Source organism: Bradyrhizobium forestalis (assembly GCF_002795245.1).
In the GTDB taxonomy this organism is placed as follows: domain Bacteria; phylum Pseudomonadota; class Alphaproteobacteria; order Rhizobiales; family Xanthobacteraceae; genus Bradyrhizobium; species Bradyrhizobium forestalis.
The window spans coordinates 330,449-357,011 of record NZ_PGVG01000002.1 but is presented as its reverse complement, the minus strand read 5'-3'; the positions used below and the strand labels follow the sequence as shown (position 1 = coordinate 357,011).

Annotated in this window: 24 protein-coding genes and 1 riboswitch; of the genes, 21 read left to right on the top strand and 3 right to left on the bottom strand. The window is 64.9% G+C overall.

Going from position 1 to position 26,563, the window contains the following annotated elements; translation table 11 throughout:
- The first annotated feature begins 230 nt into the window (after nucleotides 1-230).
- From CVM73_RS04060 to CVM73_RS04025, 8 genes are all read left to right on the top strand, one after another.
- Nucleotides 231-1,967 carry an adenylate/guanylate cyclase domain-containing protein gene (locus CVM73_RS04060; protein WP_100230697.1) on the top strand — a complete coding sequence of 579 codons (1,737 nt, stop codon included), beginning with the start codon at nucleotides 231-233 and terminating at the stop codon, nucleotides 1,965-1,967.
- A gap of 122 nt (nucleotides 1,968-2,089) precedes the next feature.
- Entirely contained in the window at nucleotides 2,090-2,266 is a 177-nt protein-coding gene (locus CVM73_RS40000; protein WP_167406608.1) for a hypothetical protein, read from the top strand.
- 152 nt (nucleotides 2,267-2,418) lie between these two features.
- On the top strand, nucleotides 2,419-2,631 hold the full coding sequence (locus CVM73_RS04055; RefSeq protein WP_100230696.1) for a hypothetical protein: 213 nt from the start codon (nucleotides 2,419-2,421) through the stop codon (nucleotides 2,629-2,631).
- A 202-nt stretch (nucleotides 2,632-2,833) separates the two neighbouring features.
- Nucleotides 2,834-3,091, top strand: a complete 258-nt coding sequence (locus CVM73_RS04050; RefSeq protein ID WP_100230695.1) for a hypothetical protein — start codon at nucleotides 2,834-2,836, stop codon at nucleotides 3,089-3,091.
- 102 nt (nucleotides 3,092-3,193) lie between these two features.
- Nucleotides 3,194-3,407: riboswitch (cobalamin riboswitch) on the top strand.
- A 114-nt stretch (nucleotides 3,408-3,521) separates the two neighbouring features.
- Nucleotides 3,522-5,738 (top strand): TonB-dependent receptor, encoded by a 2,217-nt coding sequence (locus CVM73_RS04045; RefSeq protein ID WP_100230694.1) that lies wholly within the window; start codon nucleotides 3,522-3,524, stop codon nucleotides 5,736-5,738.
- 73 nt (nucleotides 5,739-5,811) lie between these two features.
- Nucleotides 5,812-6,414, top strand: coding sequence for a hypothetical protein (locus tag CVM73_RS04040; RefSeq protein ID WP_100230693.1), 603 nt, complete (start codon nucleotides 5,812-5,814; stop codon nucleotides 6,412-6,414).
- A 1,359-nt stretch (nucleotides 6,415-7,773) separates the two neighbouring features.
- On the top strand, nucleotides 7,774-9,495 hold the full coding sequence (gene ilvD, locus CVM73_RS04030) for a dihydroxy-acid dehydratase (protein ID WP_100230692.1): 1,722 nt from the start codon (nucleotides 7,774-7,776) through the stop codon (nucleotides 9,493-9,495).
- Nucleotides 9,482-10,309 carry a tetratricopeptide repeat protein gene (locus CVM73_RS04025; RefSeq protein ID WP_100230691.1) on the top strand — a complete coding sequence of 276 codons (828 nt, stop codon included), beginning with the start codon at nucleotides 9,482-9,484 and terminating at the stop codon, nucleotides 10,307-10,309. Before ilvD ends, CVM73_RS04025 begins: the two co-directional genes overlap by 14 nt.
- Nucleotides 10,310-10,364: 55 nt before the next feature.
- On the opposite strand, the gene xth is transcribed toward CVM73_RS04025, so the two are convergent.
- Complete coding sequence (gene xth / locus CVM73_RS04020) at nucleotides 10,365-11,162, bottom strand: exodeoxyribonuclease III (protein ID WP_100230690.1); 798 nt, start codon at nucleotides 11,160-11,162, stop codon at nucleotides 10,365-10,367.
- 134 nt (nucleotides 11,163-11,296) lie between these two features.
- Here xth and CVM73_RS04015 point away from each other — a divergent pair, with 134 nt between their 5' ends.
- The gene (locus CVM73_RS04015; RefSeq protein ID WP_100230689.1) at nucleotides 11,297-13,627 is read left to right on the top strand and encodes a hybrid sensor histidine kinase/response regulator; all 2,331 of its coding nucleotides are present in this window, start codon (nucleotides 11,297-11,299) and stop codon (nucleotides 13,625-13,627) included.
- 5 nt (nucleotides 13,628-13,632) lie between these two features.
- Here CVM73_RS04015 and erpA read toward each other — a convergent pair whose 3' ends face one another.
- The gene (gene erpA / locus CVM73_RS04010; protein WP_024342679.1) at nucleotides 13,633-13,962 is read right to left on the bottom strand and encodes an iron-sulfur cluster insertion protein ErpA; all 330 of its coding nucleotides are present in this window, start codon (nucleotides 13,960-13,962) and stop codon (nucleotides 13,633-13,635) included.
- Between the two features lie 122 nt (nucleotides 13,963-14,084).
- On the opposite strand from erpA, the gene CVM73_RS04005 reads away from it, so the two are divergent.
- From CVM73_RS04005 to surE, 12 genes are all read left to right on the top strand, one after another.
- Complete coding sequence (locus CVM73_RS04005) at nucleotides 14,085-15,293, top strand: deoxyguanosinetriphosphate triphosphohydrolase (RefSeq protein WP_100230688.1); 1,209 nt, start codon at nucleotides 14,085-14,087, stop codon at nucleotides 15,291-15,293.
- A gap of 9 nt (nucleotides 15,294-15,302) precedes the next feature.
- Nucleotides 15,303-17,093, top strand: coding sequence for an arginine--tRNA ligase (argS, locus tag CVM73_RS04000; RefSeq protein ID WP_158237537.1), 1,791 nt, complete (start codon nucleotides 15,303-15,305; stop codon nucleotides 17,091-17,093).
- Between the two features lie 140 nt (nucleotides 17,094-17,233).
- Entirely contained in the window at nucleotides 17,234-18,781 is a 1,548-nt protein-coding gene (locus CVM73_RS03990) for an SPOR domain-containing protein (protein ID WP_100230809.1), read from the top strand.
- Nucleotides 18,782-18,827: 46 nt separating this feature from the next.
- Nucleotides 18,828-19,856 (top strand): beta-N-acetylhexosaminidase, encoded by a 1,029-nt coding sequence (gene nagZ, locus CVM73_RS03985; protein ID WP_100230686.1) that lies wholly within the window; start codon nucleotides 18,828-18,830, stop codon nucleotides 19,854-19,856.
- Entirely contained in the window at nucleotides 19,853-20,692 is an 840-nt protein-coding gene (locus CVM73_RS03980) for a segregation and condensation protein A (RefSeq protein ID WP_025036467.1), read from the top strand. The genes nagZ and CVM73_RS03980 overlap by 4 nt, the downstream gene beginning before the upstream one ends.
- A 21-nt stretch (nucleotides 20,693-20,713) precedes the next feature.
- Nucleotides 20,714-21,466, top strand: coding sequence for an SMC-Scp complex subunit ScpB (gene scpB / locus CVM73_RS03975; RefSeq protein ID WP_167406606.1), 753 nt, complete (start codon nucleotides 20,714-20,716; stop codon nucleotides 21,464-21,466).
- A 164-nt stretch (nucleotides 21,467-21,630) separates the two neighbouring features.
- Nucleotides 21,631-21,864, top strand: coding sequence for a twin-arginine translocase TatA/TatE family subunit (locus tag CVM73_RS03970; protein WP_018642198.1), 234 nt, complete (start codon nucleotides 21,631-21,633; stop codon nucleotides 21,862-21,864).
- A gap of 87 nt (nucleotides 21,865-21,951) precedes the next feature.
- Entirely contained in the window at nucleotides 21,952-22,446 is a 495-nt protein-coding gene (gene tatB, locus CVM73_RS03965; protein WP_100230684.1) for a Sec-independent protein translocase protein TatB, read from the top strand.
- Complete coding sequence (tatC, locus tag CVM73_RS03960) at nucleotides 22,443-23,255, top strand: twin-arginine translocase subunit TatC (protein WP_100230683.1); 813 nt, start codon at nucleotides 22,443-22,445, stop codon at nucleotides 23,253-23,255. Before tatB ends, tatC begins: the two co-directional genes overlap by 4 nt.
- 208 nt (nucleotides 23,256-23,463) lie before the next feature.
- Nucleotides 23,464-24,795, top strand: a complete 1,332-nt coding sequence (gene serS / locus CVM73_RS03955; protein WP_100230682.1) for a serine--tRNA ligase — start codon at nucleotides 23,464-23,466, stop codon at nucleotides 24,793-24,795.
- Nucleotides 24,796-24,855: 60 nt separating this feature from the next.
- Entirely contained in the window at nucleotides 24,856-25,218 is a 363-nt protein-coding gene (locus tag CVM73_RS03950) for a hypothetical protein (RefSeq protein ID WP_100230681.1), read from the top strand.
- A 105-nt stretch (nucleotides 25,219-25,323) separates the two neighbouring features.
- Nucleotides 25,324-26,091 (top strand): 5'/3'-nucleotidase SurE, encoded by a 768-nt coding sequence (surE, locus tag CVM73_RS03945; protein ID WP_100230680.1) that lies wholly within the window; start codon nucleotides 25,324-25,326, stop codon nucleotides 26,089-26,091.
- 2 nt (nucleotides 26,092-26,093) lie between these two features.
- On the opposite strand, the gene CVM73_RS03940 is transcribed toward surE, so the two are convergent.
- Complete coding sequence (locus CVM73_RS03940; protein WP_100230808.1) at nucleotides 26,094-26,465, bottom strand: response regulator; 372 nt, start codon at nucleotides 26,463-26,465, stop codon at nucleotides 26,094-26,096.
- Between the last annotated feature and the right edge of the window lie 98 nt (nucleotides 26,466-26,563).

Sequence of the window (26,563 nt, the reverse complement as noted above, 5' to 3'; positions counted from 1 at the left end):
TGTCGCATCCTCAAGCTGTCGCAACAATGCGGCAAAATACGGATTGGAACTCGGGAACTTCCGAAATGGCGGGGAGGGGTGGCGTCGTTAATCTTCGTTAACGATCAAGGCTCGCGCGACGGTAGTGCACGGTTCGGGACGTCAGAGCGGCCAGATTGCGCGTGTTCCCACGACCAAATCCGGTGTATGAGTTCCCTCGCTTCATCCTTTCAGCCTTTGCCTCCGCACCTATGCCGATTTTCAACCAGTCGATCCGGCGCAAGATCGTCGGGATCGCCCTCGGATTGATCGTCCTGATGCTGGTCACCGCGATCCTGTCGATGGTGATGTCGAGCCAGGTCGGCGTCCTCCTCGACGAGCTCACCAACCGTTACATCCCGGCCTATAGCCATCTGGCGCGTGCCAACATCCGCTCGCTGGAGCGGGGGCTGGCGTTGCGTCGGATGGTCATGACCAGGATGGAGGCTCCGTCGGACGAGGAGGCCTATGCGGCGCGCCTTCGCGACTTCGAGGCCTCGGACCGCAAGATCGAGGAGGAGGCGGAGGCCGCGCGCAAGCTCATCAACGCGATCATCGATGACCCCAGGACCTATTCCGACAATGCTGCGCTGGGGCGGATCGATATCCGCATCGAGACCGCCGTCGCTGAGCTGCGCCGCGACCTGAGCGAGGACCATGCGAAGCTCCTCAAGCAGGTCGACGCGAGGCAGATGACCGAGGCCCGCGGCACGCTGGAGCACATCGACGTGCTGCGCGACCAGTTCAACCGGAAGATCGATGCGATCCGCGCCGACATGCTGACGCAGGTCTTCTTCTCGACATCGCAGGTCATCAGCCGCCAGCATCAGGCGATCATCATCTCGGGTATCGTGACCTTGCTCGCGGCGATCGTCGGATTTGTCTTTGCGCTGCTGGTGAGTAGCGGCATCACGCGCCCGGTACGGCTGCTGCTGGCCGGCACCCGCGAGGTCGAGGCGGGCCGGTTCGACAAGCCCATCACTGTCTCGACGCAGGATGAGATCGGCGAGCTCGCCGCGGCCTTCAACCGCATGATCGAGCAGTTGCGGCAGAACGAGCGCATTCGTGAGACCTTTGGCCGCTATATCGATCCCAAGGTGGTGCAAGGGTTGATCGACCGGCCGGAGGTCGCCATCGACGGTGAGCGCCGGGTGATGACCATCATGTTCTGCGACATGAGCGGCTTCACCTCGATGAGCGAAGGCATGACCCCGCGCGGCCTCGTCAAGGTGATGAACCACTATTTCACCGTGATGTCCGCTCCCATCAGGAGCAATCGTGGCGTCATCGACAAATATATCGGCGACGCCATCATGGCCTATTGGGGGCCGCCCTTCATCGAGGAGGACGAGCAAGCGCTGCTCGCCGGGCTTGCCGCCGTCGAGATGGCCGACCAGGTGCCCGCGCTGCAGAAGCAGCTGCCGGATCTGCTCGGCATCCGCGCCATGCCGGCGCCGTGCGATCTGCGCATCGGCATCGCCACCGGCGAGGTCCTGACCGGCAGCATCGGTTCCGAGCTGATGATGAGCTTCACCGTGATGGGCGACGCAGTGAATCTCGCCTCCCGGCTCGAGGCCGTCAACAAGGTCTACGGCACCCGCATCCTGATCTCGCAGGCGACTGCGGATGCAATTGGATCGCGCCTCGAATTGCGTGAGATCGATCGTCTGGCGGTCGCGGGTCAAAGCGCCCCGCAGGCGATCTTCGAGGTGATGGCGAGACCGGGCGCACTCACCGATGCGCAAGCGAGCCTGCGCACGCACTATGCCGAAGGTCTCGCCGCCTATCGCGCCCGGCGCTTCGACGAGGCCCGTGCCGCCTTCAACGCGGCACTCGAGGCGATGCCTGGCGACGGCCCCTCGCGCGCGATGCTCGGGCGCATCACCCAGTTCGCGCCCAATCCGCCGGATGCCAATTGGGATGGCGCCTGGCGGCTGGAGCAGAAATAGCCGTGGCTGCGGTCCGGCATGCCGGACCGGAAAAAACGATTCTACTCCATAACGATGTTCGCCGTGACCTATTTCCCGGGCTTAGGTTTGACGTCCCTCAGGCGTCTTATGGGGACACGCCGATGACACATCTCGAGGACAGGCTCGAACGGTTCGAGACGCTCACCGCCGAATGCGAGCTGATTGCCAAGCTCGCCACCGACAGCACCAAGCGCGAGTTCTATCTGAGGCTCGCGGAGCAGTACCGCCAGCTGGCGGCAGATATGCGGCACGCGATCGCGACCAGGGCTGCGGCCTGAGCCGGCCTGCAATCCGTTCTTAACGTTTGGCGCGCATCCTTGAAGCATGCGGGCGCCGCTGATTCGCGATTGCTCGTTGTGGGAAGGCCGGGGTTCGCTGCAATGCAGCGCGCCTCGCGAGTGTCGCTTGCCATGCCTGACAGGGCAATCCCATGCGCCTCGTTGCAGTGATCATATTCGCGCTCATGACGGCGGCCTGCGATCAGGAGCAGGACATCACCGGCACGACGAATTCGACCTGTCCGATGCGAAACTACAGCTACAATCCACGCGACATGAACCAGTGCGTCAACGCCTGCAAAGCGTGCGACCGCGGCACAACGGTCACCTGCACGACCTCCTGCACCCTCAAGGGGGCTCGCTGAGCCCACCGCCTTGCCTTGCGGGAATCGCAACCGTGCGACGAGTCGGTGAGGTCGCAGCGCAATCGCCCACGAGACCTGACGCTTTGCGGATGCGGGGAACCGATAGCGGCCCCGAGGTCAAAGGCTGGCGGTGCGTGGGCACCGGAACGATTCACATGGATTAGTCATTGAATGAGGCGCGCAGGACGCGGAGTCCGATGGAATGGGTATGCTCGATCCCGGTCGATTTCTGGTGTCGTGCTCGCATTGCGATGCTTGGCCGATGGCCGCGAACGTGAGGCGGTCGAACTGGTCGGCGTTGCCGCAGGAGGTCCGCTTCGTCTGCACGCGCTGCCGCCGCGAAGAGACCGCGATCGTCTCCGCCTCCGGCGAATTGACACCTATCAAGCGCGTCGATGTCCCGCCGCACGATGTCGCTGTCGCCTGGGCCCAGGCCCAACGTTTGCGAGGGCGGACCTGAGCGGCCGGCAGCCCTCACATGGACCGGCATTGGCCGGTACGTTGATGCCAGACGCGGCGGTGACAATGGCCGCCGGTCGATTGACTCTCTGCTCCGGCGCCCCGTAGATTGGCTGCTGACGGTTCTCCTTTCGGAGATCAAAAGGGAACGTGGTGCGAGATTTCCCAACGCGGGGATCTTCTCAATGCCATGGCTGCCCCCGCAACTGTAAGCGGTGAATCTCTCGTCCTGTGCCACTGGGAATCTCGGTCCTGGGAAGGCGACGTAGAGGTAACGACCCGCGAGCCAGGAGACCTGCCGTCAGCCGTGGTCACACGCGAAGATGTCGGTCGGGGAGTACAGACATTAGCTTCACCGGAGCAATCGATCGCTCCGCCGTAAAGCCTCGTTCGCTGTGACGTGCCACTGACGTCATGCCGAGGTTAGAATTGTGTCCCGTTTTGTCATTGCCGCCAGGCGCTGCTGCGCCGGCATCGTTGCGGCCGTCTCCTTCCATTTGCTCGATCTCTCCGTTACCCACGCACAGCAGGCCGTCGCCGAGCAACTGCCGCCGGTCGAAGTGACGAGGCCCGACGACCAGAACCGTACGCGTGCCAGGGCGACCGGCGATGGCGATGCGGGGAGGCGCCGGGCGACGCCGAGCGGGACCGGCTCGTCCGGCTCTGGCAGCGAGGCGGTCGCCAACAATGGCGGCATCATCGGCGCGGCCACGACCGTCATCACGGCCGCGGACATCGCGCATGCGCCCTCGCAGACGCTGGCCGAGATCGTCGCGGGCCAAGTCCCGGGCGCCCAGATCACGACGTTCTATGGCGGCCAGATCGGTGCCAAGACCAATGTCGATCTGCGCGGCTTCGGCGCGTTCGCCACTGCCAACACCCTGGTGCTGGTCAATGGACGACGGCTGAACGACATCGATATGGCGCAGGTGGATCTGTCCACCATCCCGCTCAATTCGATCGAACGCATCGAAGTCACCCGCGGCAATTCCGGTGCAGTGCTCTATGGGGACAATGCGGTCGGCGGTGTGATCAACATCGTCACCAGGAACGGTGTCGGCGGCCCGCCCGCAACAGCGCGCATCGAGGCCGGTTTCGGCTCGTTCAAGACCAGGCTGGGCAACGTCTCGACCTCGCTCAATTCCGGTCCATGGTCGACCTCGTTCTATGGCAACGCCGTCGGGACCGATGGCTATCGCGACAACAATCGCTACTCCCAGGAGAACGGCGTCGGCAATCTGAACTACACGACGCCGGGCCTGACTGCTTTCCTGACCGTCACCGGTGACAATCAGGAGCTGCGACTGCCGGGCGGCCGCACGGTCGATCCGTCGATCGGCGTCGACGAGCTCGCGACCAACCGGCGAGGGACCAGCACGCCTTTCAACTACGCCAACCAGCAGGGTTTTGGCGCGACGGCGGGCTTCACCAAGACCCTGGTTAACGGCGTCGATCTCGTCGTCGACGGCGGACTGCGCGACAAGAGGCAGCAGAGCGCGTTCTTCTCGAGCCCGACGCCGGTCCCGGCTTTCTTCACGTCGACCTATGTCGACGCCGATCTGACGACATGGTCGATCACGCCGCGCCTCAGCGTGAAGAGCCTTCTGCTCGGGATGCCGTCGCAGCTCTTGACCGGCGTCGACTATTACGATGCGAGCTTTCGGCAGAACCGCGGCGCCGGCCAGGGCCTCGCTCCCTGGCACAATTACGACCTCAGGCAGCGGACGGTGGCGGGCTATATCCAGCACACGGTGGGCCTCGCGCCGACGACCGACGTCTCCTACGGCGCACGGGTGCAGAACATCAATCTCGCGGCACGCGACAATTTTGATCCGAGGGCTCCGTTCAATGCCGACATCGGCGCGCTTCCGCTGAGGACCGATGAGACTCAATATGCGCTGCACCTCGGTGCCGAGCATCGTCTCAGTGACAGCGTCGCGCTGTTCGGCCGGGCTGCGCGCGCCTTCCGCACGCCCGACGTCGACGAGCGGGTGTCGTCAGGCCCATCATTCGACCCGTTCTTCAATCCGCTTCCGCAGACGTTCCAGCTCAAGACCCAGACCTCGCAGGACATCGAGGGCGGGCTGCGCATCAGAGCGGGCGGACTGCAGATGCAGAGCAGTCTTTATCTGATGGACCTCGCCAACGAGATCCATTTCAATCCGGTCCTGTTCTACAACACCAATCTCGATCCGACCCGTCGTTACGGCTCGGAGACCAGTGTCTCCTATCGCATCAACGATGCACTGCTGCTGCGTTCCGGCATGGCCTATACGCGGGCTGTCTTCCGCGAAGGCATCTGGGCGGGCAACGACGTGCCGCTGGTGTCGCGCTACACCGCGAGTGCGGGCCTCACCTGGAACGTCTGGCAGAACTATCTTGTATTCGATGCCACCGCGCGCTTCTGGAGCGAGCGCCGCATGGACAACGACCAGGCCGGAACCCAGAAGCCGATCCCTGCCAATGGCACGATCGACCTCAAGCTCAGTGGTCAGTACGAGCGGTACTTCTGGTCGCTCAGCGTCAACAATCTGCTGAACGCGCTCTACTACGACTACGCCATCGCAAGCACCTTCACGGACGGACGCTTCAGCGCCTATCCGCTGCCCGGTCGCAGCTATCTGCTCAAGGCCGGCGCCAAATTCTGATCAAGGCTTTGACGTCAACGGGGCTGTCACTCGTCCCCAAATGAACTAGAATTCGAAAAGAAGGAGATCACCTATGGCTCTCAGCATCCTGCCGTCTCATACCGACGGTTTCCGGCTTCACCCGGTCGCGCCGCGCCTTGCGCCGATGTTCTGCTTTGTGCTGTTGACGGTGTCATGCGCGCTCGCAAGTCTTGCGTTCGCCTGCGCGACGCCGTTCGCGGCCTTCGCCGTCGCCGCGGCCGCGATGCTGTCGCTGCGGCCCGCGCTGCTCGTCGTCACCGGGGCCTGGCTCGTGAACCAGGCCATCGGCTTCGGCGTGCTGCATTATCCCATTGACGGCAGCACCATCGCCTGGGGTTTTGTGATCGGCGCAGCCGCGCTGCTGTCCACCGTGGCAGCGTCCGTCGTGCTTCGCAAGCTGCCGCAGGGCCGCACGCCAATGATGCTCGCGGTCCCGCTCGTCGTCGCCTACGCGGCCTATGAGATCGCGCTGCTGGCTGCAACGCCTTTCCTCGGCGGCGAGGGCGCCTTCACCGCCGCCGTCGTCACGCGCATCGGGCTGACCAGCGCCGCCTGGCTCGCCGGCCTCGTCGCCGCCTGCGAAATCGTCCGCCTGGTCGATCCGTTCGGGCTACGGCATCTTGCTGTGTCGCCTCCTGTCAATCCCATCGCATGAAAATATTCCGCTTTACCGAAATTCGGAAATATCGTATATCCCGCCCATCCCGGCTCATTCTTGAGGGGCGATCATGTGGTCGTCATTGTCGCGAGCTGGGCTTGCGGTGGACGCGGCAGCGTCGTGTGCGAGATGTCAAGCGCAGGGCGGATTGCTCTCCGTGAGCCCGAAGGCTTCGTGCGGACGAGCGGCGCTGTCAGGTTCGTCTCGTTTGTAAGTTTCCGGCTCTGTCGACGGGGCTGGGAAAACTGCGGCGAAATGGCGGGCCGTGCGTACGGCAAAACCGTGTGGTCCTGGCCGTCGTTGCTACGGTCAAGCTCTTGGCGGATGCGGCAGTCGCGTCAACCGGCGCGAAGGCTGGTGAATTTCGCAAGGGCGAGGGAGGCCAGAAGGAACTCGGCTCCCGGGAGAGCGCGGCATAAGCCGTCCGACCATCGCGCAGGGAAGGCCGAGTGATTGGCACCACCTGTATGCTGCTGTGCGGTTCTTCCTGCGTGTGCTCTCGCGCAGCGGACCGCGGGTGCGAGGTCAGCACCCGGTCTTCCCTGCGCCCTCTTGGACGAGAGGGCGGCGAGATCAAGCAAAGCTCGGGCGAAATCAGCCGCGAGGCTGCGAAGGCATGTCTGCAACACACACTCGCTGTCATCGCCCGCGAAGGCGGGCGATCCAGTACTCCGAGACGGTAGTGATTGAATCGAGAGGCCGCGGCGTACTGGATTCCCCGCCCCAGTGCGCGATTGCGCACAAGGCGGGGAATGACAACGATACTTGGAGGGCGAGCCGTCGCCTCATATGCCGTCATTGCACAGCAATGACGATGTTGAGAGAGCGCGCCTCAATCTCCTCTCGTGCCCCGGACGCGGCGCAGCGTCACTTCGACGGTGCGCTGCTGAGCCGGGGCCTATCTCTCCGAGAGTAATCCGTGTTGCTGTCTGGATCCCGGCTCTGCGCCGCAACGCCGAAGGCGTTGCAGCTTGTCCGGGACACAAGAGCTATCGGTGATGCAAAGGGCGGTGCCGACTCAGTCGTGCTGCCGTGTCGTCATCGCGGGGCGCGCTGCTGGTGCTATGAAATCAGAGATTGTGGATTGTCATCTTCGCGAGGTATCAAGGTAGGCCAACCCGTGTCTTCCCGGTAACGATTGTGCTGCTTGTGCAACACCCATCCCGGATTTAACCCTCATCACCGGCGGTTCGCATCGCCGCCGCTTTTTGGCCACACCCGATCATGAATAAAATCACTCTAATGTTTTGAGAGGCAGCGGCGGTCTTCGAAGGCGACGAGAAAATCCCAAGGTCGATTCAAATCTTGGCTCTGATTTTTCGGGTCTGAAAGGGTTGGCCGGGGAAACTGGTTGCGATGAACGCGAAGATTGACAAGCAGAGGCTGCCGAGCCGTCACGTGACGGAAGGCCCTGCGCGCGCGCCTCATCGCTCCTACTTCTACGCCATGGGTCTGACCACCGAGCAGATCCACCAGCCCTTCGTCGGCGTCGCCTCGTGCTGGAATGAAGCCGCTCCCTGCAACATCGCGCTGATGCGCCAGGCCCAGGCGGTGAAGAAGGGCGTGGCATCGGCTGGCGGCACGCCGCGCGAATTCTGCACCATCACCGTGACCGACGGCATCGCCATGGGCCATGACGGCATGCGCTCGTCGCTGCCGTCACGCGAATGCATCGCCGACTCGGTCGAGCTGACCGTGCGCGGCCACGCCTATGACGCACTGGTCGGGCTCGCCGGCTGCGACAAGTCGCTGCCGGGCATGATGATGGCGATGGTCCGCCTCAACGTGCCCTCGATCTTCATCTATGGCGGCTCGATCCTGCCCGGCAACTTCCGCGGGCAGCAGGTCACCGTGCAGGACATGTTCGAGGCGGTCGGCAAGCACTCGGTCGGCGCCATGTCGGACGAGGACCTCGACGAGATCGAGCGCGTGGCCTGCCCCTCCGCGGGTGCCTGCGGCGCGCAGTTCACCGCCAACACCATGGCGACCGTCTCCGAGGCGATCGGCCTCGCCTTGCCGTACTCGGCCGGCGCCCCGGCGCCTTACGAAATCCGCGATGCCTTCTGCATGACCGCGGGCGAGAAGGTGATGGACCTGATCGCCCAAAACATCCGGCCGCGCGATATCGTGACCCGCAAGGCGCTGGAGAATGCGGCTGCCGTGGTCGCGGCCTCCGGCGGCTCGACCAATGCTGCGCTGCACCTGCCGGCGATCGCGCACGAGGCCGGCATCAAGTTTGACTTATTCGACGTCGCCGAAATCTTCAAAAAGACACCATATGTCGCGGATTTGAAGCCCGGCGGCCGTTATGTCGCCAAAGACATGTTTGAAGTAGGTGGCATACCGCTTCTGATGAAGACGCTGCTCGACAACGGCTTCCTGCACGGTGATTGCCTTACCGTCACGGGCCGCACGATCGCCGAAAACCTCAAGAGCGTGAAATGGAATCCGCACCAGGACGTGGTGCACCCGGCAGACAAGCCCATCACCGTGACAGGCGGTGTGGTCGGTCTGAAGGGCAATTTGGCGCCAGAAGGTGCGATCGTGAAAGTCGCGGGAATGTCCAACCTCAGGTTTACCGGTCCGGCCAGGTGCTTCGACCGTGAGGAGGATGCTTTCGAGGCGGTCCAGAACCGCACCTACCGCGAAGGCGAAGTCATCGTGATCCGCTACGAGGGGCCGAAGGGCGGTCCCGGCATGCGGGAAATGCTCCAGACCACGGCAGCGCTGACCGGCCAGGGCATGGGCGGCAAGATCGCGCTCATCACCGACGGCCGCTTCTCCGGCGCCACCCGCGGCTTCTGCATCGGCCATGTCGGGCCGGAGGCGGCGATCGGCGGCCCGATCGGGCTGCTCGAGGACGGCGACATCATCGAGATCGACGCGGTCGCCGGTACCCTTAACGTAAAATTGAGCGACGCCGAGCTCGCCCAGCGCAAAACCAAATGGAGCGCCCGCGCGACTAATCATACGTCGGGTGCGCTCTGGAAATATGCTCAGCAGGTTGGACCAGCGGTCGGGGGGGCAGTGACCCATCCGGGCGGCGCGCACGAGAAACAGTGCTATGCGGACATCTAGGCGTGCCACAGTTGCGTTTGTGTTGGGGGCGGCTGCGCTGGCCGCGCCGGCGTTCGCCTTCGACGGCGCGCCGGTCAATCCGAAGGACGCGACCATCCCGGTCGTGACCACCTTGCCCGGCGCGGCAGGGGCGGTGCGCACCAAGGTTCCGCCGGCGGTCGCAACCCAGGAAACCTCGCTCAGCGCCCTGCAATATGCTGCCGAGGGTGGCCACCCCATCGCGCAGTGGAAGCTCGGCCGCATGTACGCCAACGGCGACGGCGTCGCCCAGGACGATTTGCGTGCCTTCGAATATTTCAGCCGGATCGCCAACGCGCATGCCGAGGACAGCCCATCGGCGCCGCAGGCGCAGATCGTGGCCAACGCCTTCGTCGCGCTCGGCCGCTACTATCTGGCCGGCATTCCGAATTCGAAGATCAAGGCCGATCCGGACCGCGCGCGGGAGATGTTCTCCTATGCCGCCTCCTATTTCGGCAATGCGGACGCGCAGTACGACCTCGCCCGTCTGTACCTGAAGACCCCGGACGCCTCGCGCGAGGACTTCCGCTACGGCGCGCGCTGGCTTGGCCTTGCCGCGCAGAAGGGCCAGCACCAGGCGCAGGCGTTGCTCGGACAGATGCTGTTCAACGGCGACCGCCTGCCGCGGCAGGCCGCGCGCGGCCTGATGTGGCTGACTTTGGCGCGCGACAGCGCAGGTCCGGAGGAGGTCTGGATCAAGGAAAGCTACAACCGCGCCTTCGCCAAGGCCTCCGACGACGACCGCGCCATGTGCCTGCAAATGCTGGAGCAGTGGGTGCAGGGCCGCCGGGAGTAGGTACAGGGTGGGCAAAAGCGCCTTGGCGCCGTGCCCACCATCATCTCGCCCCAGGCTACGCCGCCTCCAGATCCAGATCCGCCCATACCGGCACGTGGTCCGAGGGCTTTTCCCAGCCGCGCACATAGCTGTCGATGCCGACATTGGCGAGCCGGTCGCTGGCCTGCGGCGACAGCAAGAGATGGTCGATCCGCAGGCCCTGATTCTTCTGCCAGGCGCCGGCCTGGTAGTCCCAGAAGGTGTAGAGCCCGGGCTCGTCGGTGACGGCCCGCAAGGCGTCGGTGAGGCCGAGGCCGAGCAGGGACTGAAAGCTCTCCCGCGTCTCCGTCTTGAACAGGGCGTCCTCGGTCCAGGCGGCCGGATTGTGCACGTCGCGGGCATGCGGGATGACGTTGAAGTCGCCTGCGAGGATCAGCGGCTCCTCCGCCTTGAGGCGCTCTTTCGAATATTCAAGAAGCCGCGACATCCATTTGAGCTTGTAGGGATATTTGTCGGTGCCGACCGGATTGCCGTTGGGCAAATAAAGGCAGGCGATGCGCAGCACGCCGGACTTGAGCGTCACCACGCCCTCGAGGAAGCGGGCATGCGCATCCTCATCGTCCCCGGCGAGCCCAGACTTGGTCTCGTCGAACCTGAGCTTGGAGAGCAGGGCGACGCCGTTGAACGTCTTCTGCCCGTGCGTCACCACGTTGTAGCCCAGCGCCTCGATCTCCAGCCGCGGAAAGGCCTCGTCGACGCATTTGATCTCCTGCAGGCAGACGATGTCGGGCTGGCACTCCCTCAGCCAGGTCAGGAGCAGATCGATCCGCTGCCGGACCGAGTTCACGTTCCACGTAGCTACTCTGATGGGCATGTCGGCGGGCTCCGGGCAGGGGCCATGGTTAGAACAAACTGCAAACGCGCCCGTCAAGGACGCCGCAAAATCTCCCACAAAATTAACCCGGTCTAAGCAGGCGGCGGGCCATTGATCGTCAAAAGGTTCCGCGGATGGGATGGCCGGACAAGTCGATGAAGCGAACTCAGCCGCGTGACGGCCTGATCGGCGCGTTCCTGTATTGGCTCGGCGGCTTCGAGATCGAGGACGGCCTGACTGCCGATCTCAGCGAGCGCGAGATCGGCCGCATCCGCGCCAAGCAGATCGACGCCGTGACCCGGCTGATCCCGGTGACGATGGCGGTGACGATGCTGAACGTCGCCATCGTGCTGATCCTGTTCTGGGGCAGGGGCTGGAACGACTTCCTCGCGATCTGGGGCCTGACGCTCGCGGCCACCGCCTCGCTCGCGGTGCGCGCGTGGCACAAGTCGCATCAGAACCCGCCGCAGGAGGCTTCGCCCCGCGCGGCGCGGCAGATGCTGCGGCAGGCATTTTTCCTCGCCGCGATCTGGAGCACGCTGCCGCTCGCCTTGTTCAGTCGCATCGAGCCGACCAGCCAATTGATCCTGGCCTGCCTGATGGTCGGCATGATGTCGGGCGGCGCCTTCACGCTCTCGACCTTCCCGCGCGCCGGCCTCGTCTATCTCGCCACCATGACCGTCGCCTGCGCCGGCGCGCTGCTCTTGTGCGGCACCGGGCCATATCTGGTGACCTCGGTGTTCCTGCTGCTGTTCGCGTTTTTCATGGCGCGCAACATCGTCTCCCAGGGCAATCTGTTCCTCGGCAATCTCAAGGCCCAGCTCGAGCTCGAGCGCCAGACCGAGATCATCTCGCTGCTGCTGAAGGACTTTCAGGAGAACGCCAGCGATTGGCTGTGGCAGACCGATGCCGACGGGCGTCTGATCGACGTGCCCCAACGCTTCGCGGACGTCGCGCAGCTGCCGCTTCCGCTGCTGAAAGGATCGCAGTTCGCCGACGTGCTCGATATGCTGTGCCCCGAGGACAAGTCCGCGGCCTACAACATCGTCGGCCTGATGGAGCATGCCGAACCGCTGCACGAGATGAATCTCAAGGTCATCGCCGGCGGCGAGGCGCGGTTGTGGTCGCTGACGGCGAAGCCGGCCTATGATCGCGAGGGACAGTTCCTCGGCTATCGCGGCTTCGGCCGCGACGTGACCGAGCGGTGGCGCGCGGAAAAGGCCGAGGCCGAGAGCCGCGCCAAGTCGGACTTCCTGGCGGTGATGAGCCACGAGATCCGCACGCCGATGAACGGCGTGCTCGGGCTTGCCAGCATGCTGCTCGAAACCAGGCTTGATCCGGAGCAGCGCGAAGCCGTCACCACGATCCGCGAGTCCGGCGACAATCTCCAGCGTATCCTCAATGACATTCTCGACCTGTCCAAGCTCGAGGCTGGCCGCTTCCAGTTCGAGGCGATTGACTTCGCCCCGCAGGCGCTGGTCGAGACGGTTGCGACCGTGGTGCGGGCGAGCGCCAAGGGCAAGGGGCTATCCGTCAAGGTCGAGCTCGATCCGGCCCTGCCGCCGACGCTGCGCGGCGACGTCGCGCGTATTCGCCAGGTGCTGCTCAACCTCGCGTCCAATGCGGTGAAGTTCACCGACAAAGGCGAGGTGACGATATCAGTCATCTGCCAGGCGCGCCGCGACCTGCTAGCGACCGTCGAATGGACGGTGACCGACAGCGGCATCGGCATTGCGCCCGAGAAGCTCGGCCTGCTGTTCAGCGACTTCGCCCAGGCCGATGCCTCGATCAGCCGCCGCTTCGGCGGCACTGGCCTCGGCCTTGCGATCTCACGGCGCATCATCGAGCAGATGGGCGGCACGATCGGCGTCACCTCGACGCCGGGCGAAGGCTCGAACTTCCGCTTCACGCTGGTGCTGCCCTGGAGCCAGGCGGAGGCGTCCGATCAGGCAGGCGAGCGCGACGAAGCCGACGATCTCAAAGCCCGGATCGCCGGCCTCGATCGGCCGCTGAAGGTGCTGGTCGCGGAGGACGATGCCGTCAACCGCATGGTCGTGAGCAAGATGCTGGGGGCCTTCGACGTCGAGCTCCGCGTGGTCACCGACGGCGTCGAGGCCGTCGCGGCGGCCTCCGAAGGCGATTACGATCTGGTGCTGATGGACGTGCGCATGCCTGACATGGATGGGCTTGCTGCGACCCGAGCGATCCGCGCGCAAGGCGGGCGCTTCGCAGCCTTGCCGATCATCGCGCTCACCGCCAATGCCTTCCCCGAGGACATCAAGATCTGCCGCGAAGCGGGCCTGTCGGACTTCCTCGCCAAGCCGCTGCGCAAGCCGGCGCTGATCGCGGCCCTCCTGCGCGCGCTGGACGGCCATCTCATGTCCGAGGACGCGCCGCTCCAGCCGGAGCTGATGCCGGGCGACGTGGAGTGGACGGACGAGGAAAGGCAGATAACCGGCGCCTAGCCGGGCTAGACCGAGAAGCTGGTGCCGCAGCCGCAGGATGCGGTCGCGTTGGGATTGTTGACGCGGAACGAGGCGCCGATCAGGTCGTCCACGAAATCGACCTGCGAGCCCGCCAGGAACGGCTGCGAGGCGGAATCGACCAGCACCACGGCGTTGTCCTGCTCGATCACGAGATCGTCGTCGGTGCGGGCGCGGTCGATGTCGAACTTGTACTGGAAGCCGGAGCAGCCGCCGCCCTCGACGGAGATGCGCAGCATCGCGCCAGACCCTTCGCCCTTGAGGATCTCCCCAATCCGGCGTGCGGCCCGGTCACTGATGGTCACGGCAGTCGTCATTGCTGGTCTCCGATAGTCCCGCGTCATACCAAGTTCACTTGCCCAATTCATTTGGTATCCCGCATCCGACATAGTTAAGTGCCACCATACGCAGAATCAAATGGATAGGGACTAAATTCGCCGTGTCCGTCGGAATGGCAGCCCCCCGCGCGCCCTATGCCTGCGACCCCGATCGCAGCCGTGGCCGGCTGGTCGCCGAGCCCCCGAGCCGGACCCGCAGCCCGTTCCGGCGGGATTGCGACCGGGTGATCCATTCCACCGCGTTCCGCCGCCTGAAGTACAAGACCCAGGTGTTCGTGTTCCACGAGGGCGACCATTACCGCACCCGGCTGACCCATTCGCTGGAGGTGGCACAGATCGCTCGGGCGCTGGCCCGGCAGCTCGGACTGGACGAGGACCTCACCGAGACCCTCGCGCTCGCGCACGATCTCGGCCATCCGCCGTTCGGGCATGCCGGCGAGCGGGCCTTGGATGCCTGCCTGAAGGAGTTCGGCGGCTTCGACCACAATGCCCAGACGCTTCGCGTCGTGGCTTCGCTCGAGCACCGCTATCCCGAGTTCGATGGGCTCAACCTGACCTGGGAATCGCTGGAGGGCATCGTCAAGCACAACGGCCCGCTGACTGACCGCAGCGGCGCTCCGGTCGGGCGCTATCGCGAGCACGGCGTACCCGTTGGGATCGCCGACTACATCAAGACCTATGACCTCCAATTGTGGAGCTTTGCCTCGCTGGAAGCGCAGGTCGCCGCGATCGCCGACGACATCGCCTATGACGCGCACGACATCGATGATGGCCTGCGTGCCGGCCTGTTCCACCTCGACGATCTCAAGGCGATGCCGCTGACCGCGGAGATCATCGCCGAGACTGCGGCGCATTATCCCGATCTCGAGGACGTCCGGCGCGGTGCCGAGCTGGTGCGCGAGCTGATCTCGCATCTGATCGGTGCGGTGTTTGCGGAGGCGCAGAAGAACCTCACCGCCGTCAAGCCGCAATCGGCCCAGGACGTGCGCCAGCAGAGCCGGGCGCTGATCGCGTTTCCGGTCGAGGTCGCGGAGGAAGAGGCTGCTATCAAGACCTTCCTGTACCAGCACATGTACCGTCACGAGCGGGTGATGCGGGTGATGGGTGAGGCGGAGCAGATCCTGTTCGACCTGTTCGCAAAATACCTGACATCCCCTGGCGAGCTGCCGCCGGAATGGCTGCTGGGGGCGGAGGCGGACAATGAGGGCGACCGGGCACGCCGGATCGGCAATTTCATTGCCGGAATGACCGACCGTTTCGCCCTGACCGAGCATCAGCGGCTTTTTGACTCGACCCCGGATTTGCGTTAGGCGGCGGCCATGCCCCAGACATCCTCATCCCTGCATCTGTTCGCCGATGTGCTCGCACGAGTGCACGCCGCCTGCCGTGCGCTCGCGGCGGACGCCAATTGGCCCGAGGGCATCGATTTCTCGCGCGTGGTGGTCGAGCCGCCGCGCGATGCCACCCATGGCGACATGGCGACCAACGCCGCCATGGTGCTTGCGAAAGAGGCAAAGGCAAAGCCCCGCGATCTCGCCGAGCAGATCGCCGAGCGGCTGCGTGCCGACGCGCTGATCGCGAAGGTCGACGTCGCCGGTCCCGGCTTCATCAACCTGACGCTGAAGCCCGCCGCCTGGGCCGAGGCGCTGCGCACCGTGCTGCGTGAGGGCGCCGATTACGGCCGTGTCCTCGGCGGCTCCAAGGTCAATGTCGAATACGTCTCGGCCAATCCGACCGGGCCGATGCATGTCGGCCATTGCCGCGGCGCCGTGTTCGGCGACGCGCTGGCGAGCCTGCTCCAGTTCGCCGGCCACGACGTCACCCGCGAATATTACATCAACGATGCCGGCGCCCAGGTCGACGTGCTCGCGCGCTCCGCCTTCCTGCGATACCGTGAGGCGCTCGGCGAGGATATCGGCGCCATCCCGGAAGGCTTCTATCCGGGCGACTATCTGAAGCCGGTGGGTACGGCGCTGGCGACCGAGTACGGCGAAAAGCTGCGCGCGATGAGCGAGGCCGAGTGGCTGCCGACCGTGCGCGCAAAGGCAATCGCGATGATGATGGACGAGATCAGGGACGATCTCGCCGCCCTCAACATCCGCCATGACGTGTTCTTCTCGGAACGCTCGCTGATCGAGACCGGCAACAACAAGGTTGCCGAGACCATCGATTTCCTGAAGGCCAAGGGCGACATCTACGAGGGCCGCCTGCCGCCGCCGAAGGGCGCGCCGGTGGAGGACTGGGAGGACCGCGAGCAGCTGCTGTTCAAGGCGACCGCCTATGGCGACGACGTCGATCGTCCGCTGATCAAGTCGGACAATTCCTACACCTACTTCGCCTCCGACATCGCCTACCACAAGAACAAGTTCGACCGTGGCTTCGCGGAGATGATCGACGTCTGGGGCGCCGACCACGGCGGCTATATCAAGCGCATGCAGGCGGCGGTGAAGGCGACGACCTCGGGCAAGGGCGAGCTCGACGTCAAGATCGTCCAGCTGGTGAAGTTGCTGCGCAACGGCGAGCCGGTGAAAATGGGCAAGCGAGCCGGCAACTTCGTCACACTTCGCGATGTGGTGGATGAGGTCGGTCAGGACGCCGTCCGCTTCATGATGCTTTACCGCAAGAACGACGCGGTGCTCGACTTCGACCTCGCCAAGGTTATCGAGCAGTCGCGCGACAACCCGGTGTTCTACGTCCAGTACGGCCACGCCCGCGGCCACTCGATCTTCCGCAACGCGCGGGCGGAGGTGTTCCCGGAACTACCGGAGGACGCCGGAAAGCGCATCGCATGGCTCAGTGAGTCGGCGGTGGAACGGCTGTCGGACCCCGTCGAGCTCGACCTTCTCAAGCGCCTCGCAATTTATCCGCGCATGCTGGAAGCGGCCGCCAGCGCCCATGAGCCGCACCGAATTGCCTTTTATCTCTATGATTTAGCCAGCGAATTTCACGCACTTTGGACGAAAGGGCGCGATTTGCCCTATTTACGCTTCATTATCAATAATGATGCAGATCTTACAAAGGCGCGGCTGGCCATGGTCCAGGGCGTCGTCTCGGTCCTGGCATCGGGCCTCGCCATCCTCGGCGTCCATGCTCCGGACGAGATGCGGTAGTTTGGGGCGAACTACTTAAGGGGAATTCGGGGGTAACCGGCAGAAGCCGGATCGCTTAGACTTGGTTGAAAGCCTTGTGGGTCGAAAGCCGTGCCTTGGTCGAGGGGCGCGCGGCTTTCCCGAAGGGACGCATCATCACGATGGCCGAACGATATCAGGACAGACCGTTTCCTTCCGATGACTATGGTCGCGGTGGCGATCAGCATGGGAAGGCGGAAAATGATCCCTTGGCCGAACTCGCCCGTTTGATCGGACAGACCGATCCGTTCGCAACGCAGGGGCGACCGACTGCGCGTCCGCCGGCGGCGCCCGCCCAGAGCTATCATGAAGACGATTATCGCCGGGACGATGATCAGCAGGACTACGCCGAGCAGGCGCCGCCGCCCGGGCCGCCCTCATGGATGCGGCGCGCCAACGTGCAGCCGCAACCGGCACCCGCGCCGGAGCCTGACTATCCCGTCTCGGTCAGCCCGGTGCATCCGTTGCATCGCTATTCAGCCAAGCCTGCTGTGCCCGAGCCTGATGTTCATCAGCCGCAGGCCTATCAGGATCAAGGTTTTCAGGATCAGTCCTACCAGCAGCATGGCCAAGCCTATCAGGAGCAGGCCTATCAGGAGCCGTACGCGCAGCCCGACCCGTCGCGCTACGACGATGCGCTCTACGGCCGGCTGGAGGCAGGCGAGCAGGACTATCAGCGCGAGCCGGCGTATCCGGACGACCCTTACGCCTACCAGAGCGACTATCCCGAGGAAGAAGTCGAGGAGCCGAAGAAGCAGCGCGGCGGCATGATGACGGTCGCGGCGATCCTGGCGCTTGCCGTGGTCGGCACCGGTGCGGCGTTCGCCTACAAGACCTATATCGGCTCGCCCCGCAGCGGCGAGCCGCCGATCATCAAGGCCGACAACACGCCAACCAAGATCGGGCCAGCGCCGACGGACTCCGCGGCCAGGGGGCCGGACCGCATGGTCAGTGGTGACGGCACTGAAAAGATCGTGCCGCGCGAGGAGGGGCCCGTCGACGTCAACGCCAGGGCGAGCGGGCCCCGCGTCGTGTTCCCGCCGCTGAACCAGAATGCGAACCCGCCGTCGGTGGCCAGCGTATCGCCGTCTGCGGTGCCCCCGCCGAGCGCGGGTCCGAGCCCGAGCAACGGGACGCTGCCGAATAATTCGCCGCGCCCGATCAGGACCGTGGCCGTGAAGGGCGATCAAACCGATAGCGCCACCCCGCAGTCGGCTGCCGCCAAGCCAGTAGCGGCGCCGAAGCCCGTTGCCGCGCCGCCCGCACCGATCGCGTCGCGCAATCCGCCGACCTCGGCCAATGCCAGCGTCAACCAGCCCCTTTCGCTCGCCCCGCAATCGGGAGCGACGGCCGAGCCTCCGCAACGGATGGCTGCGACCAATCCGACGCAAATCGCGCCCACCAGCAGCGGCGGCGGCTACATCGTGCAGGTCTCCTCGCAGCAGAGCGAGGACAGCGCCGCCGCGTCCTACCGGGTGCTTCAGAGCAAGTACGGCAGCGTGCTCGGCTCCCGCTCGCCGGTGATCAAGCGGGTTGATCTGACCGACAAGGGCAAGGGGGTCGTCTACCGCGCCTTCGCTGGTCCCTACGCTTCGGCCGAGGAGGCGACGCAGGCTTGCAACAGCCTGAAGTCCGCAGGCCTGTCTGCCTGCTTCGTCCAGAGGAATTAACGGCCGTTTCCTTGACCCCTTCGCGGGGCAGGGTTAATCGGCCGTTATGAGCACGCGGGCCTTCATTACCGGCGTATCCGGAACGGAACTGACCGCCGCCGAGCGGGAGTTTATCCGCGTCCAGCGCCCATGGGGCTTCATCCTCTTCAAGCGCAATGTCGCGACACCAGCTCAAGTTGCTGCATTGGTTGCGGAATTGCGCGCGGTGGCGGATGCTGCCGACGCGCCTGTCCTGATCGATCAGGAGGGCGGACGGGTGCAGCGACTGGGCCCGCCGCACTGGCCGGTCTATCCGCCGGGGGCCGTATTCGCGAATCTGTACGACACTGATTCGGCGCTTGGGCTCGATGCCGCGCGCCTCAGTGCCCGCCTGATCGCGGCTGACCTTGCCGAACTCGGCATTACCGTGGATTGCCTGCCGCTGGCTGACGTGCCGGTGGCGGGCGCTGATGCGGTCATCGGCAACCGGGCCTACGGCACCGAGCCGGGCAAGGTCGCGGCGATCGCCCGTGCGGTCACCGAGGGACTGGAGCAGGGCGGCGTGCTGCCGGTGCTCAAGCACATTCCCGGTCACGGCCGGGCAACCGCCGACACCCACTTCAAGCTGCCGACCGTCGACACGCCCCGGGACGAGCTGGAACGCACCGATTTCGCCGCGTTCAAGCCGCTCGCGGATCTGCCGATGGCCATGACTGCACATGTTGTGTTTAGCGCGGTCGACCCCGCCCATCCGGCGACGACATCTGCGACAATGATTGCTGACGTGATTCGCGGCGCAATCGGGTTCCAGGGTTTGTTAATGAGTGATGACGTGTCGATGAACGCGCTGTCGGGGAATATCGCTGAGCGGACTCGCGCGATCTTCGCGGCCGGCTGCGATATCGCCCTGCATTGCAACGGCAACATCGAGGAGATGCGCGACGTTGCCGGCCAGACACCTGAACTGTCCGGCAGGGCACTGGAGCGGGCGGAAGCCGCGCTCGCCGCACGCAAGCCGCCGCAGCCATTCGACCGTGTGGCCGCGCGCGCCGAACTGGACGCATTGATCGCACGGGCAAACACGGCATCGGCATGACCGCAGAAATCCTATCGTTTGAAACCGGGCGGCCCGCAGAGCTCGCCGAGGGTGAGCCGGCGTTGGTGGTGGACGTCGAGGGCTATGAAGGCCCGCTCGACCTGCTGCTCGCACTGGCGCGGCAGCAGAAGGTCGACCTCGCCAAGATTTCGATCCTAGCGCTGGCAGACCAGTACCTCCACTTCATCGAGGCCGCGCGAAAGATCCGGCTGGAGCTTGCCGCTGACTACCTCGTCATGGCGGCCTGGCTCGCCTTCCTGAAGTCGCGCCTGCTGCTGCCGGAGCCGCCGAGTGCGGAAGGCCCGAGCGCGGAGCAGATGGCGACGGCGCTCGCCAACCGCCTGCGCCGGCTGGAAGCCATTCGCGAAGCCGCCAACCGGCTCATGAACAGGCCGCAATTGCAGCGCGACATCTTCCCGCGCGGCGAGCCCGAGCAGATCGCCGAGATCAAGCATCCGAAGTACACCGCAACGCTCTACGACCTGCTCACGGCCTACGCCGCGCAGCGCCAGTCGCGCGTGCTGGCGAGCGTGCATCTGGCCAAGCGCACGGTGTGGTCGCTCGCCGAAGCGCGCGCCACGCTCGAGCGGCTGGTCGGCAGCATCACCGAGCAGGACGACTGGGGCGTGCTCGACGACTTCCTGATCCGGCACGTCGCCGATCCGACACAGCGCGCGACGGTGTTCGCCTCGAGCTTTGCCGCCGCGCTCGAATTGGTGCGCGAAGGTCAGCTGGAGCTGAACCAGAAAGAAGCGTTTGCGCCGATCTATTTCCGGAAGGGGCGCCCAAAACCGGTCCCGGACGCAGCTCCTGCGCCCGATGCGCCGGTCGCTTAAGTGCAAGAAGGAGAATCTGCCATGGCAAGCCTGGCTGAAGTGCGGGTAGAAGAGGCCGAGCCGATGGAGAACGAATCCCAGGCGCGTCCCGAAGAATTGCGGCTGCTGGAAGCGCTGCTGTTTGCGTCGAGTGAGCCGCTGGATACCGCGACCCTGGCCAAGCGCATGCCCGAGGGCGTCGACGTCAAGGCTGCGCTCGAGCAATTGCAGGCCGATTATGCCTCACGTGGCGTCAACCTCGTCCGCGTCGCCAACAAATGGACGTTCCGCACCGCCGGCGATCTGGCTTGGCTGATGACGCGGGAGAGCACCGAGACCCGGCGCCTGTCGCGCGCCGCGATCGAGGTGCTGGCGATCATCGCCTATCACCAGCCGGTGACGCGGGCCGAGATCGAGGAGATCCGCGGCGTCGTCACCTCAAAGGGCACGCTCGACGTGCTGCTGGAGACCGGCTGGATCAAGCCGCGTGGCCGCCGCAAGACGCCCGGCCGTCCTTTGACCTTCGGAACCACCGAGGAGTTCCTGTCGCAATTCACCCTGGAACAGCTCGGCGACCTGCCGGGCCTGGAAGAGCTGAAGGGCACGGGCCTGTTGGATTCGCGCCTGCCCACCGGATTTAGCGTGCCGACGCCGTCCGATGACCCGGCTCTGCGCGAGGATGAGGATCCGCTGGAACCGGGCGAGGACCTCGATCTCGCGCTGGCGCCTGCGGTTGAGCCTGAGACGCCTGAGGGCGGCGGCGAGGGTGGCAGCGAAGGCGGCAGCGAGGAGTGACGCCCGTTCGTCTACGGGGCCTGCGACCGGTTAACACTAGCAAGATTGCGTAGCGCCGACAGCGAATTGGCGCTGCCTTGGTCCTTGTTTTTGAGCCCTGCCAAGCCTAGGTTTCGGTAAAGATCGGCCGGGTCCCCGGCCATGCGCGTTTGGAGGGTTGCAGGATGGGTTCACTCAGCATTTGGCACTGGATCTTGGTGATCGCAGTGGTCCTGCTGCTGTTCGGCCGCGGCAAGATTTCGGATCTGATGGGCGACGTGGCACAGGGCATCAAGGCGTTCAAGAAGGGCATGCAGGACGACGACAAGCCCGCCGAGAAGCCCGAGCCGGCCAAGTCGATCGAGCACAATGCTGCGCCGACCGCGGCACGGTCCGACGTCGGCAGCAAGGCCGTCTGAGCCAGAGAGCACGCGAGACACGGGTGGCGGCCCCGATCCTGCGCGCGAGGATTGGGCCGGCTCCGGCTGGCGTGAACGGAAGACCTCATGTTCGACATCGGGTGGAGTGAACTGGTCCTCATCGGGGTCGTGGCCCTGATCGCCATCGGCCCGAAAGAGCTGCCGGGCGTGTTGCGCATGGTCGGACAGTGGATGGGCAAGGCCCGCAAGATGGCCGCCGAATTCCAGGGCCAGTTCCAGGAAGCGATGCGCGAGGCCGAGATGGCCGACCTCAAGAAGAGCTTCGACGAGGTCAAGGAAGCCGCCACAGGGTTCAATCCGTTGACCTCGCTCCAGAAGGACGTCAGCGACGCGCTCCGCGTCGATGCGCTGGACAAGCCGGCAGAGACGCCGGCCGCCACAGCTGTCGAACCTCCTGTTACTCCGACCACTCCGGAAGCGCCGCCGCCCGCGACCTTCGTCGAGGCCGAGGCGCATGCGGCTGCGAACGAGCCACTCGCCATCACCCGTGAGGTCGAGCAGGCAAAGGTCGCGCAGGACACCGCACCATCCGAACCGATCAAGGACGCCAAAGCGTCATGACCGACGCCGATATCGAGGCCAGCAAAGCCCCGCTGATGGACCATCTGATCGAGCTGCGCTCGCGGCTGATCAAGGCGTTGCTCGGCTTTGGCGTGGCCTTCATCTTCTGCTTCTTCTTCGCCAAGCAGATCTACAACGTGCTGGTCTGGCCGTTCGTGTGGGTCGCGGGGCCGGAGAATTCCAAGTTCATCTACACCGCACTGCTGGAATATTTCATCACCCAGCTCAAGCTCGCGCTGTTCGGCGCCGGCTTCATCTCGTTCCCGATCGTGGCAACGCAGATCTACAAGTTCGTCGCGCCCGGGCTCTACAAGCACGAGAAGCAGGCCTTCCTGCCGTATCTGGTCGCGACCCCGTTCTTCTTCGTGCTGGGCGCGGCGCTGGTCTATTTCGTCGTGCTGCCGATGTTGGTGCGCTTCTCGCTCGGCATGCAGCAGGCCGGCAGCGACGAGACCGCGCAGATCCAGCTGCTGCCCAAGGTCGGTGAATATCTGTCGCTGATGATGTCGCTGATCTTCGCCTTCGGCATCGCCTTCCAGCTGCCGGTGATCCTGACGCTGCTCGGCCGCATCGGCATCGTGACCTCGAAAATGCTGCGCGAGAAGCGGCGCTATTTCATCGTCATCGCCTTCGTGATCGCGGCCGTGCTGACGCCGCCCGACGTGCTCAGCCAGTGCTCGCTCGCGATCCCCTTGCTGGCGCTGTACGAGGGCTCGATCATCGCGGTGGCGATGGTGGAGAAGAAGGTGGCAGCCGCGCAAGCGACCACCGGCACCGACGTGTCGACACCGGCCAAGCCGGCGGAGTAGGGCGGCCAAGCCCACCGCTGTCATTCCCCGCGAATGCGGGGAATCCAGTGCGCCGCGGCCTATCGTGGAATCACCGCCGTCTCTGGAATACTGGATCATCCGCCTTCGCGGATGATGACAGCTGTGCTAGTGGGAGCGGCCATTTGCATGCTTGCATGAATGCAAATCCACGATTTGCAGGCTTGCAACAAGCCCCAGGACCACAGCCATGCACGACATCAAATCGATCCGCGACAATCCGCAAGCCTTCGACGCCGGCCTCGCACGGCGCGGTTTGAAGCCGATGTCGGCCTCGCTGCTGGCGATCGACGAGAGGCGGCGTGCGGCGATCCTGGCTTCGGAGCAGGCGCAGGCGCGGCGCAATGCGGCCTCCAAGGAGATCGGCGACGCCAAGAAGGCCAAGGACGAGGCCCGCGCGGCCAAGCTGATGGCTGAAGTCGCCGAGCTCAAGACCACGATGCCGGAGCTCGAAGCGGCTGCGAAAGCCGCCGACGATGAGTTGACGAAAGAGCTGTCCGCGATCCCGAACATTCCGTTCGACGAAGTGCCCGACGGCGTCGACGAGCACGGTAACGTGCAGCGCCACGTGTTCGGCAACAAGCGCAACTACGGTTTTGCGCCGAAGCTGCACGACGATCTCGGCACCGCGCTCGGCTACATGGATTTCGAGGCGGCAGCAAAGCTCTCCGGCGCGCGTTTCGTCGTGCTGAAGAAGGGGCTGGCGCGGCTCGAGCGCGCGATCGGCCAGTTCATGCTCGACCTGCACACCACCGAGCACGGCTACACCGAGATCAATCCGCCGCTGCTGGTGCGCAACGAGGTGATGTTCGGCACCGGGCAATTGCCGAAGTTCGAGGACGACCAGTTCTGGGCGATCAAGGGCGAGCTGCTCGCCTCGCCCGACCATGAGCGGTTGAAGACCGAGCGCCTCGGTCTGATCCCCACCGCTGAAGTGTCGCTCACCAATCTCGTGCGCGAATCCATCCTCGACGAGAAGCAGTTACCGATGCGGCTTACCGCGCTGACGCCGTGCTTCCGCGCCGAGGCGGGCGCTGCGGGGCGCGACACCCGCGGCATGATCCGCCAGCACCAGTTCACCAAGGTCGAGCTGGTCTCGATCACGACGCCGGAAGTGAGCAAGGACGAGCTGGAGCGGATGCTGTCCTGCGCCGAGCAGGTGTTGCAGAAGCTCGACTTGCATTATCGCGTGATGACGCTCTGCGCAGGGGATATGGGTTTCTCGTCGCAAAAAACCTACGACATCGAGGTCTGGATGCCCGGGCAGGGTGAGGGCGGCATGTTCCGCGAGATCTCGAGCTGCTCGGTCTGCGGCGACTTCCAGGCGCGGCGCATGGATGCGCGCTCGCGCGGGCCCGACGGCAAGCCGCGCTTCGTGCACACGCTGAACGGCTCCGGCACTGCGGTCGGCCGCGCGCTGATCGCGGTGATGGAGACCTATCAGCAGGAGGACGGCTCGATCGCGGTCCCCAGCGTGCTCCAGCCCTATATGGGCGGGCTGAAGGTAATCGCGCGCGAGTAGGGTTGCGAAGATCGGGCGGCCGGCTATCCTGCCGGCCCCTCAACGCGAACCCCACCGTTCATGGCCTTGCACCGCGATATCTTCTGGGTCGGTAGACAATGGGCGGTGACGGGTGACGGCATCCAGGCCATCGATCAGCGCCTGCGCGGCGTGCTCGACATCGAGATCGCGCGGCTGTGGGACGAAGATCTCGTGCAGAGCCGACGGGCCAAGCCCGGAGTCAACGCTGCAGACTTCGACAAGGCGCTGACGGTGGCGCGCGAACGCTTTCCGCAGGCACCGGGCTCTGATCCGTTCGTCGCGCAGCTGGAGGCGCTCGGCGTCATCGAGGCTCCCGTCGTGAGTCCGGTTGTGCCGGCGATGCAACTGCGTGCGGAGGGCCGGCTCGCGCGCTTCCTGCCGCAATGGCGCATTCGCCGCTAGCGGGACCAGGCCGGGAACCTGCCGCTGGACCGCAATCGTCCGGTTTGCCTGATCGGCCACGGCCGGATATGACAGGTCAAACGGCTTCTGGGATCGACCTTTCGCATGCGCATTCTCTGCACCAATGACGACGGCATCCACGCTCCCGGCCTCAAGGTCGTGGAGGAGATCGCGCGCGCCTTGTCGGACGACGTGTGGGTGGTGGCGCCCGAGCTTGACCAGTCCGGCGTGTCGCATTCGCTGTCGCTGAACGATCCCTTGCGCCTGCGCGAGGTCGGCCCGCGGCACTTCGCCGTGCGCGGCACGCCGACGGACTGCGTCATCATGGGAGCCCGCCATATCCTGGGCGCCAAGCTGCCCGATGTCGTGCTGTCCGGCGTCAACAAGGGCCGCAATGTCGCCGAGGACGTCGTCTATTCCGGCACCATTGCCGGCGCGCTGGAGGGCACCATCCTAGGATTGCCGTCATTCGCATTGTCGCAGGAGTTCAGCGTCGAGACCCGCGAACGGCCGCCGTGGGACACCGCGCGCAAATTCGGGCCCGACATCCTGCGCAAGGTGATCGCCGCCGGCGTTCCGAAGGACACCGTCATCAACATCAACTTCCCGTCCTGCGCGCCGGAGGATGTGCTGGGCATCCGCGTCACGCGGCAAGGCAAGCGCAATCTCGGCTTCCTCAGGATCGACGAGCGCAGGGACGGTCGCGGCAATCCCTATTTCTGGATCGGCTTCGAGCGCACCGCGATGATGGATACGCCCGCCGACGGCACCGATCTCGCGGCGCTGCGCGAGCGCTACGTCTCGGTCACCCCGCTCAGGCTCGACCGCACGGACGAAGCGTTTTCGGAAGAGCTGAGCCTCACGTTGAAGTAGGGCTAGCCGCCGCGAAGCGCGGCTTCGATGGTCTTGCCGAGCGCGTCGAGCTGAAACGGCTTTTGGAGTGCCGGCCGGTCGCGGTACTGTTCGGGCAGGCCGGAGGAGCCGTATCCGGTGGCGAAGATGAACGGGCAGCCCTTCGCCCTGATGACATCGGCGACCGGCGAGATGACCTTGCCGTTGACGTTGACGTCCAAAATGGCGAGGTCGAACTCGGTGGATTGCGCAAGCCGCATGGCCTCGGTGATATCGCCCGCCTCGGCGGCAACCTTGTAGCCGAGCTCCTCCAGCATGTCCGCGACCATCATTCTGATCATGACCTCGTCCTCGACGAGGAAAACAGAGCGGCCCGAAAGCCCTGTCGCAGTCATAGGTGAGTCCTTGCCCATACTCGCGAACGTTCGCAGATAAAGATAAGCGACGCAATGCGCGTTTCGGCGAACCCAAACCTGCAAATGACTTAGCGCGT

Bases quoted from the DNA above. Each gene is read 5' to 3' on its own strand.
- CVM73_RS04060 (WP_100230697.1), top strand. From the start codon at position 231: ATGCCGATTTTCAACCAGTCGATCCGGCGCAAGATCGTCGGGATCGCC.
- CVM73_RS40000 (WP_167406608.1), top strand. From the start codon at position 2,090: ATGACACATCTCGAGGACAGGCTCGAACGGTTCGAGACGCTCACCGCC.
- CVM73_RS04055 (WP_100230696.1), top strand. From the start codon at position 2,419: ATGCGCCTCGTTGCAGTGATCATATTCGCGCTCATGACGGCGGCCTGC.
- CVM73_RS04050 (WP_100230695.1), top strand. From the start codon at position 2,834: ATGGGTATGCTCGATCCCGGTCGATTTCTGGTGTCGTGCTCGCATTGC.
- CVM73_RS04040 (WP_100230693.1), top strand. From the start codon at position 5,812: ATGGCTCTCAGCATCCTGCCGTCTCATACCGACGGTTTCCGGCTTCAC.
- ilvD (WP_100230692.1), top strand. From the start codon at position 7,774: ATGAACGCGAAGATTGACAAGCAGAGGCTGCCGAGCCGTCACGTGACG.
- CVM73_RS04025 (WP_100230691.1), top strand. From the start codon at position 9,482: ATGCGGACATCTAGGCGTGCCACAGTTGCGTTTGTGTTGGGGGCGGCT.
- xth (WP_100230690.1), bottom strand. From the start codon at position 11,162: ATGCCCATCAGAGTAGCTACGTGGAACGTGAACTCGGTCCGGCAGCGG.
- CVM73_RS04015 (WP_100230689.1), top strand. From the start codon at position 11,297: ATGGGATGGCCGGACAAGTCGATGAAGCGAACTCAGCCGCGTGACGGC.
- erpA (WP_024342679.1), bottom strand. From the start codon at position 13,962: ATGACGACTGCCGTGACCATCAGTGACCGGGCCGCACGCCGGATTGGG.
- argS (WP_158237537.1), top strand. From the start codon at position 15,303: ATGCCCCAGACATCCTCATCCCTGCATCTGTTCGCCGATGTGCTCGCA.
- CVM73_RS03990 (WP_100230809.1), top strand. From the start codon at position 17,234: ATGGCCGAACGATATCAGGACAGACCGTTTCCTTCCGATGACTATGGT.
- nagZ (WP_100230686.1), top strand. From the start codon at position 18,828: ATGAGCACGCGGGCCTTCATTACCGGCGTATCCGGAACGGAACTGACC.
- CVM73_RS03980 (WP_025036467.1), top strand. From the start codon at position 19,853: ATGACCGCAGAAATCCTATCGTTTGAAACCGGGCGGCCCGCAGAGCTC.
- scpB (WP_167406606.1), top strand. From the start codon at position 20,714: ATGGCAAGCCTGGCTGAAGTGCGGGTAGAAGAGGCCGAGCCGATGGAG.
- CVM73_RS03970 (WP_018642198.1), top strand. From the start codon at position 21,631: ATGGGTTCACTCAGCATTTGGCACTGGATCTTGGTGATCGCAGTGGTC.
- tatB (WP_100230684.1), top strand. From the start codon at position 21,952: ATGTTCGACATCGGGTGGAGTGAACTGGTCCTCATCGGGGTCGTGGCC.
- tatC (WP_100230683.1), top strand. From the start codon at position 22,443: ATGACCGACGCCGATATCGAGGCCAGCAAAGCCCCGCTGATGGACCAT.
- serS (WP_100230682.1), top strand. From the start codon at position 23,464: ATGCACGACATCAAATCGATCCGCGACAATCCGCAAGCCTTCGACGCC.
- CVM73_RS03950 (WP_100230681.1), top strand. From the start codon at position 24,856: ATGGCCTTGCACCGCGATATCTTCTGGGTCGGTAGACAATGGGCGGTG.
- surE (WP_100230680.1), top strand. From the start codon at position 25,324: ATGCGCATTCTCTGCACCAATGACGACGGCATCCACGCTCCCGGCCTC.
- CVM73_RS03940 (WP_100230808.1), bottom strand. From the start codon at position 26,465: ATGACTGCGACAGGGCTTTCGGGCCGCTCTGTTTTCCTCGTCGAGGAC.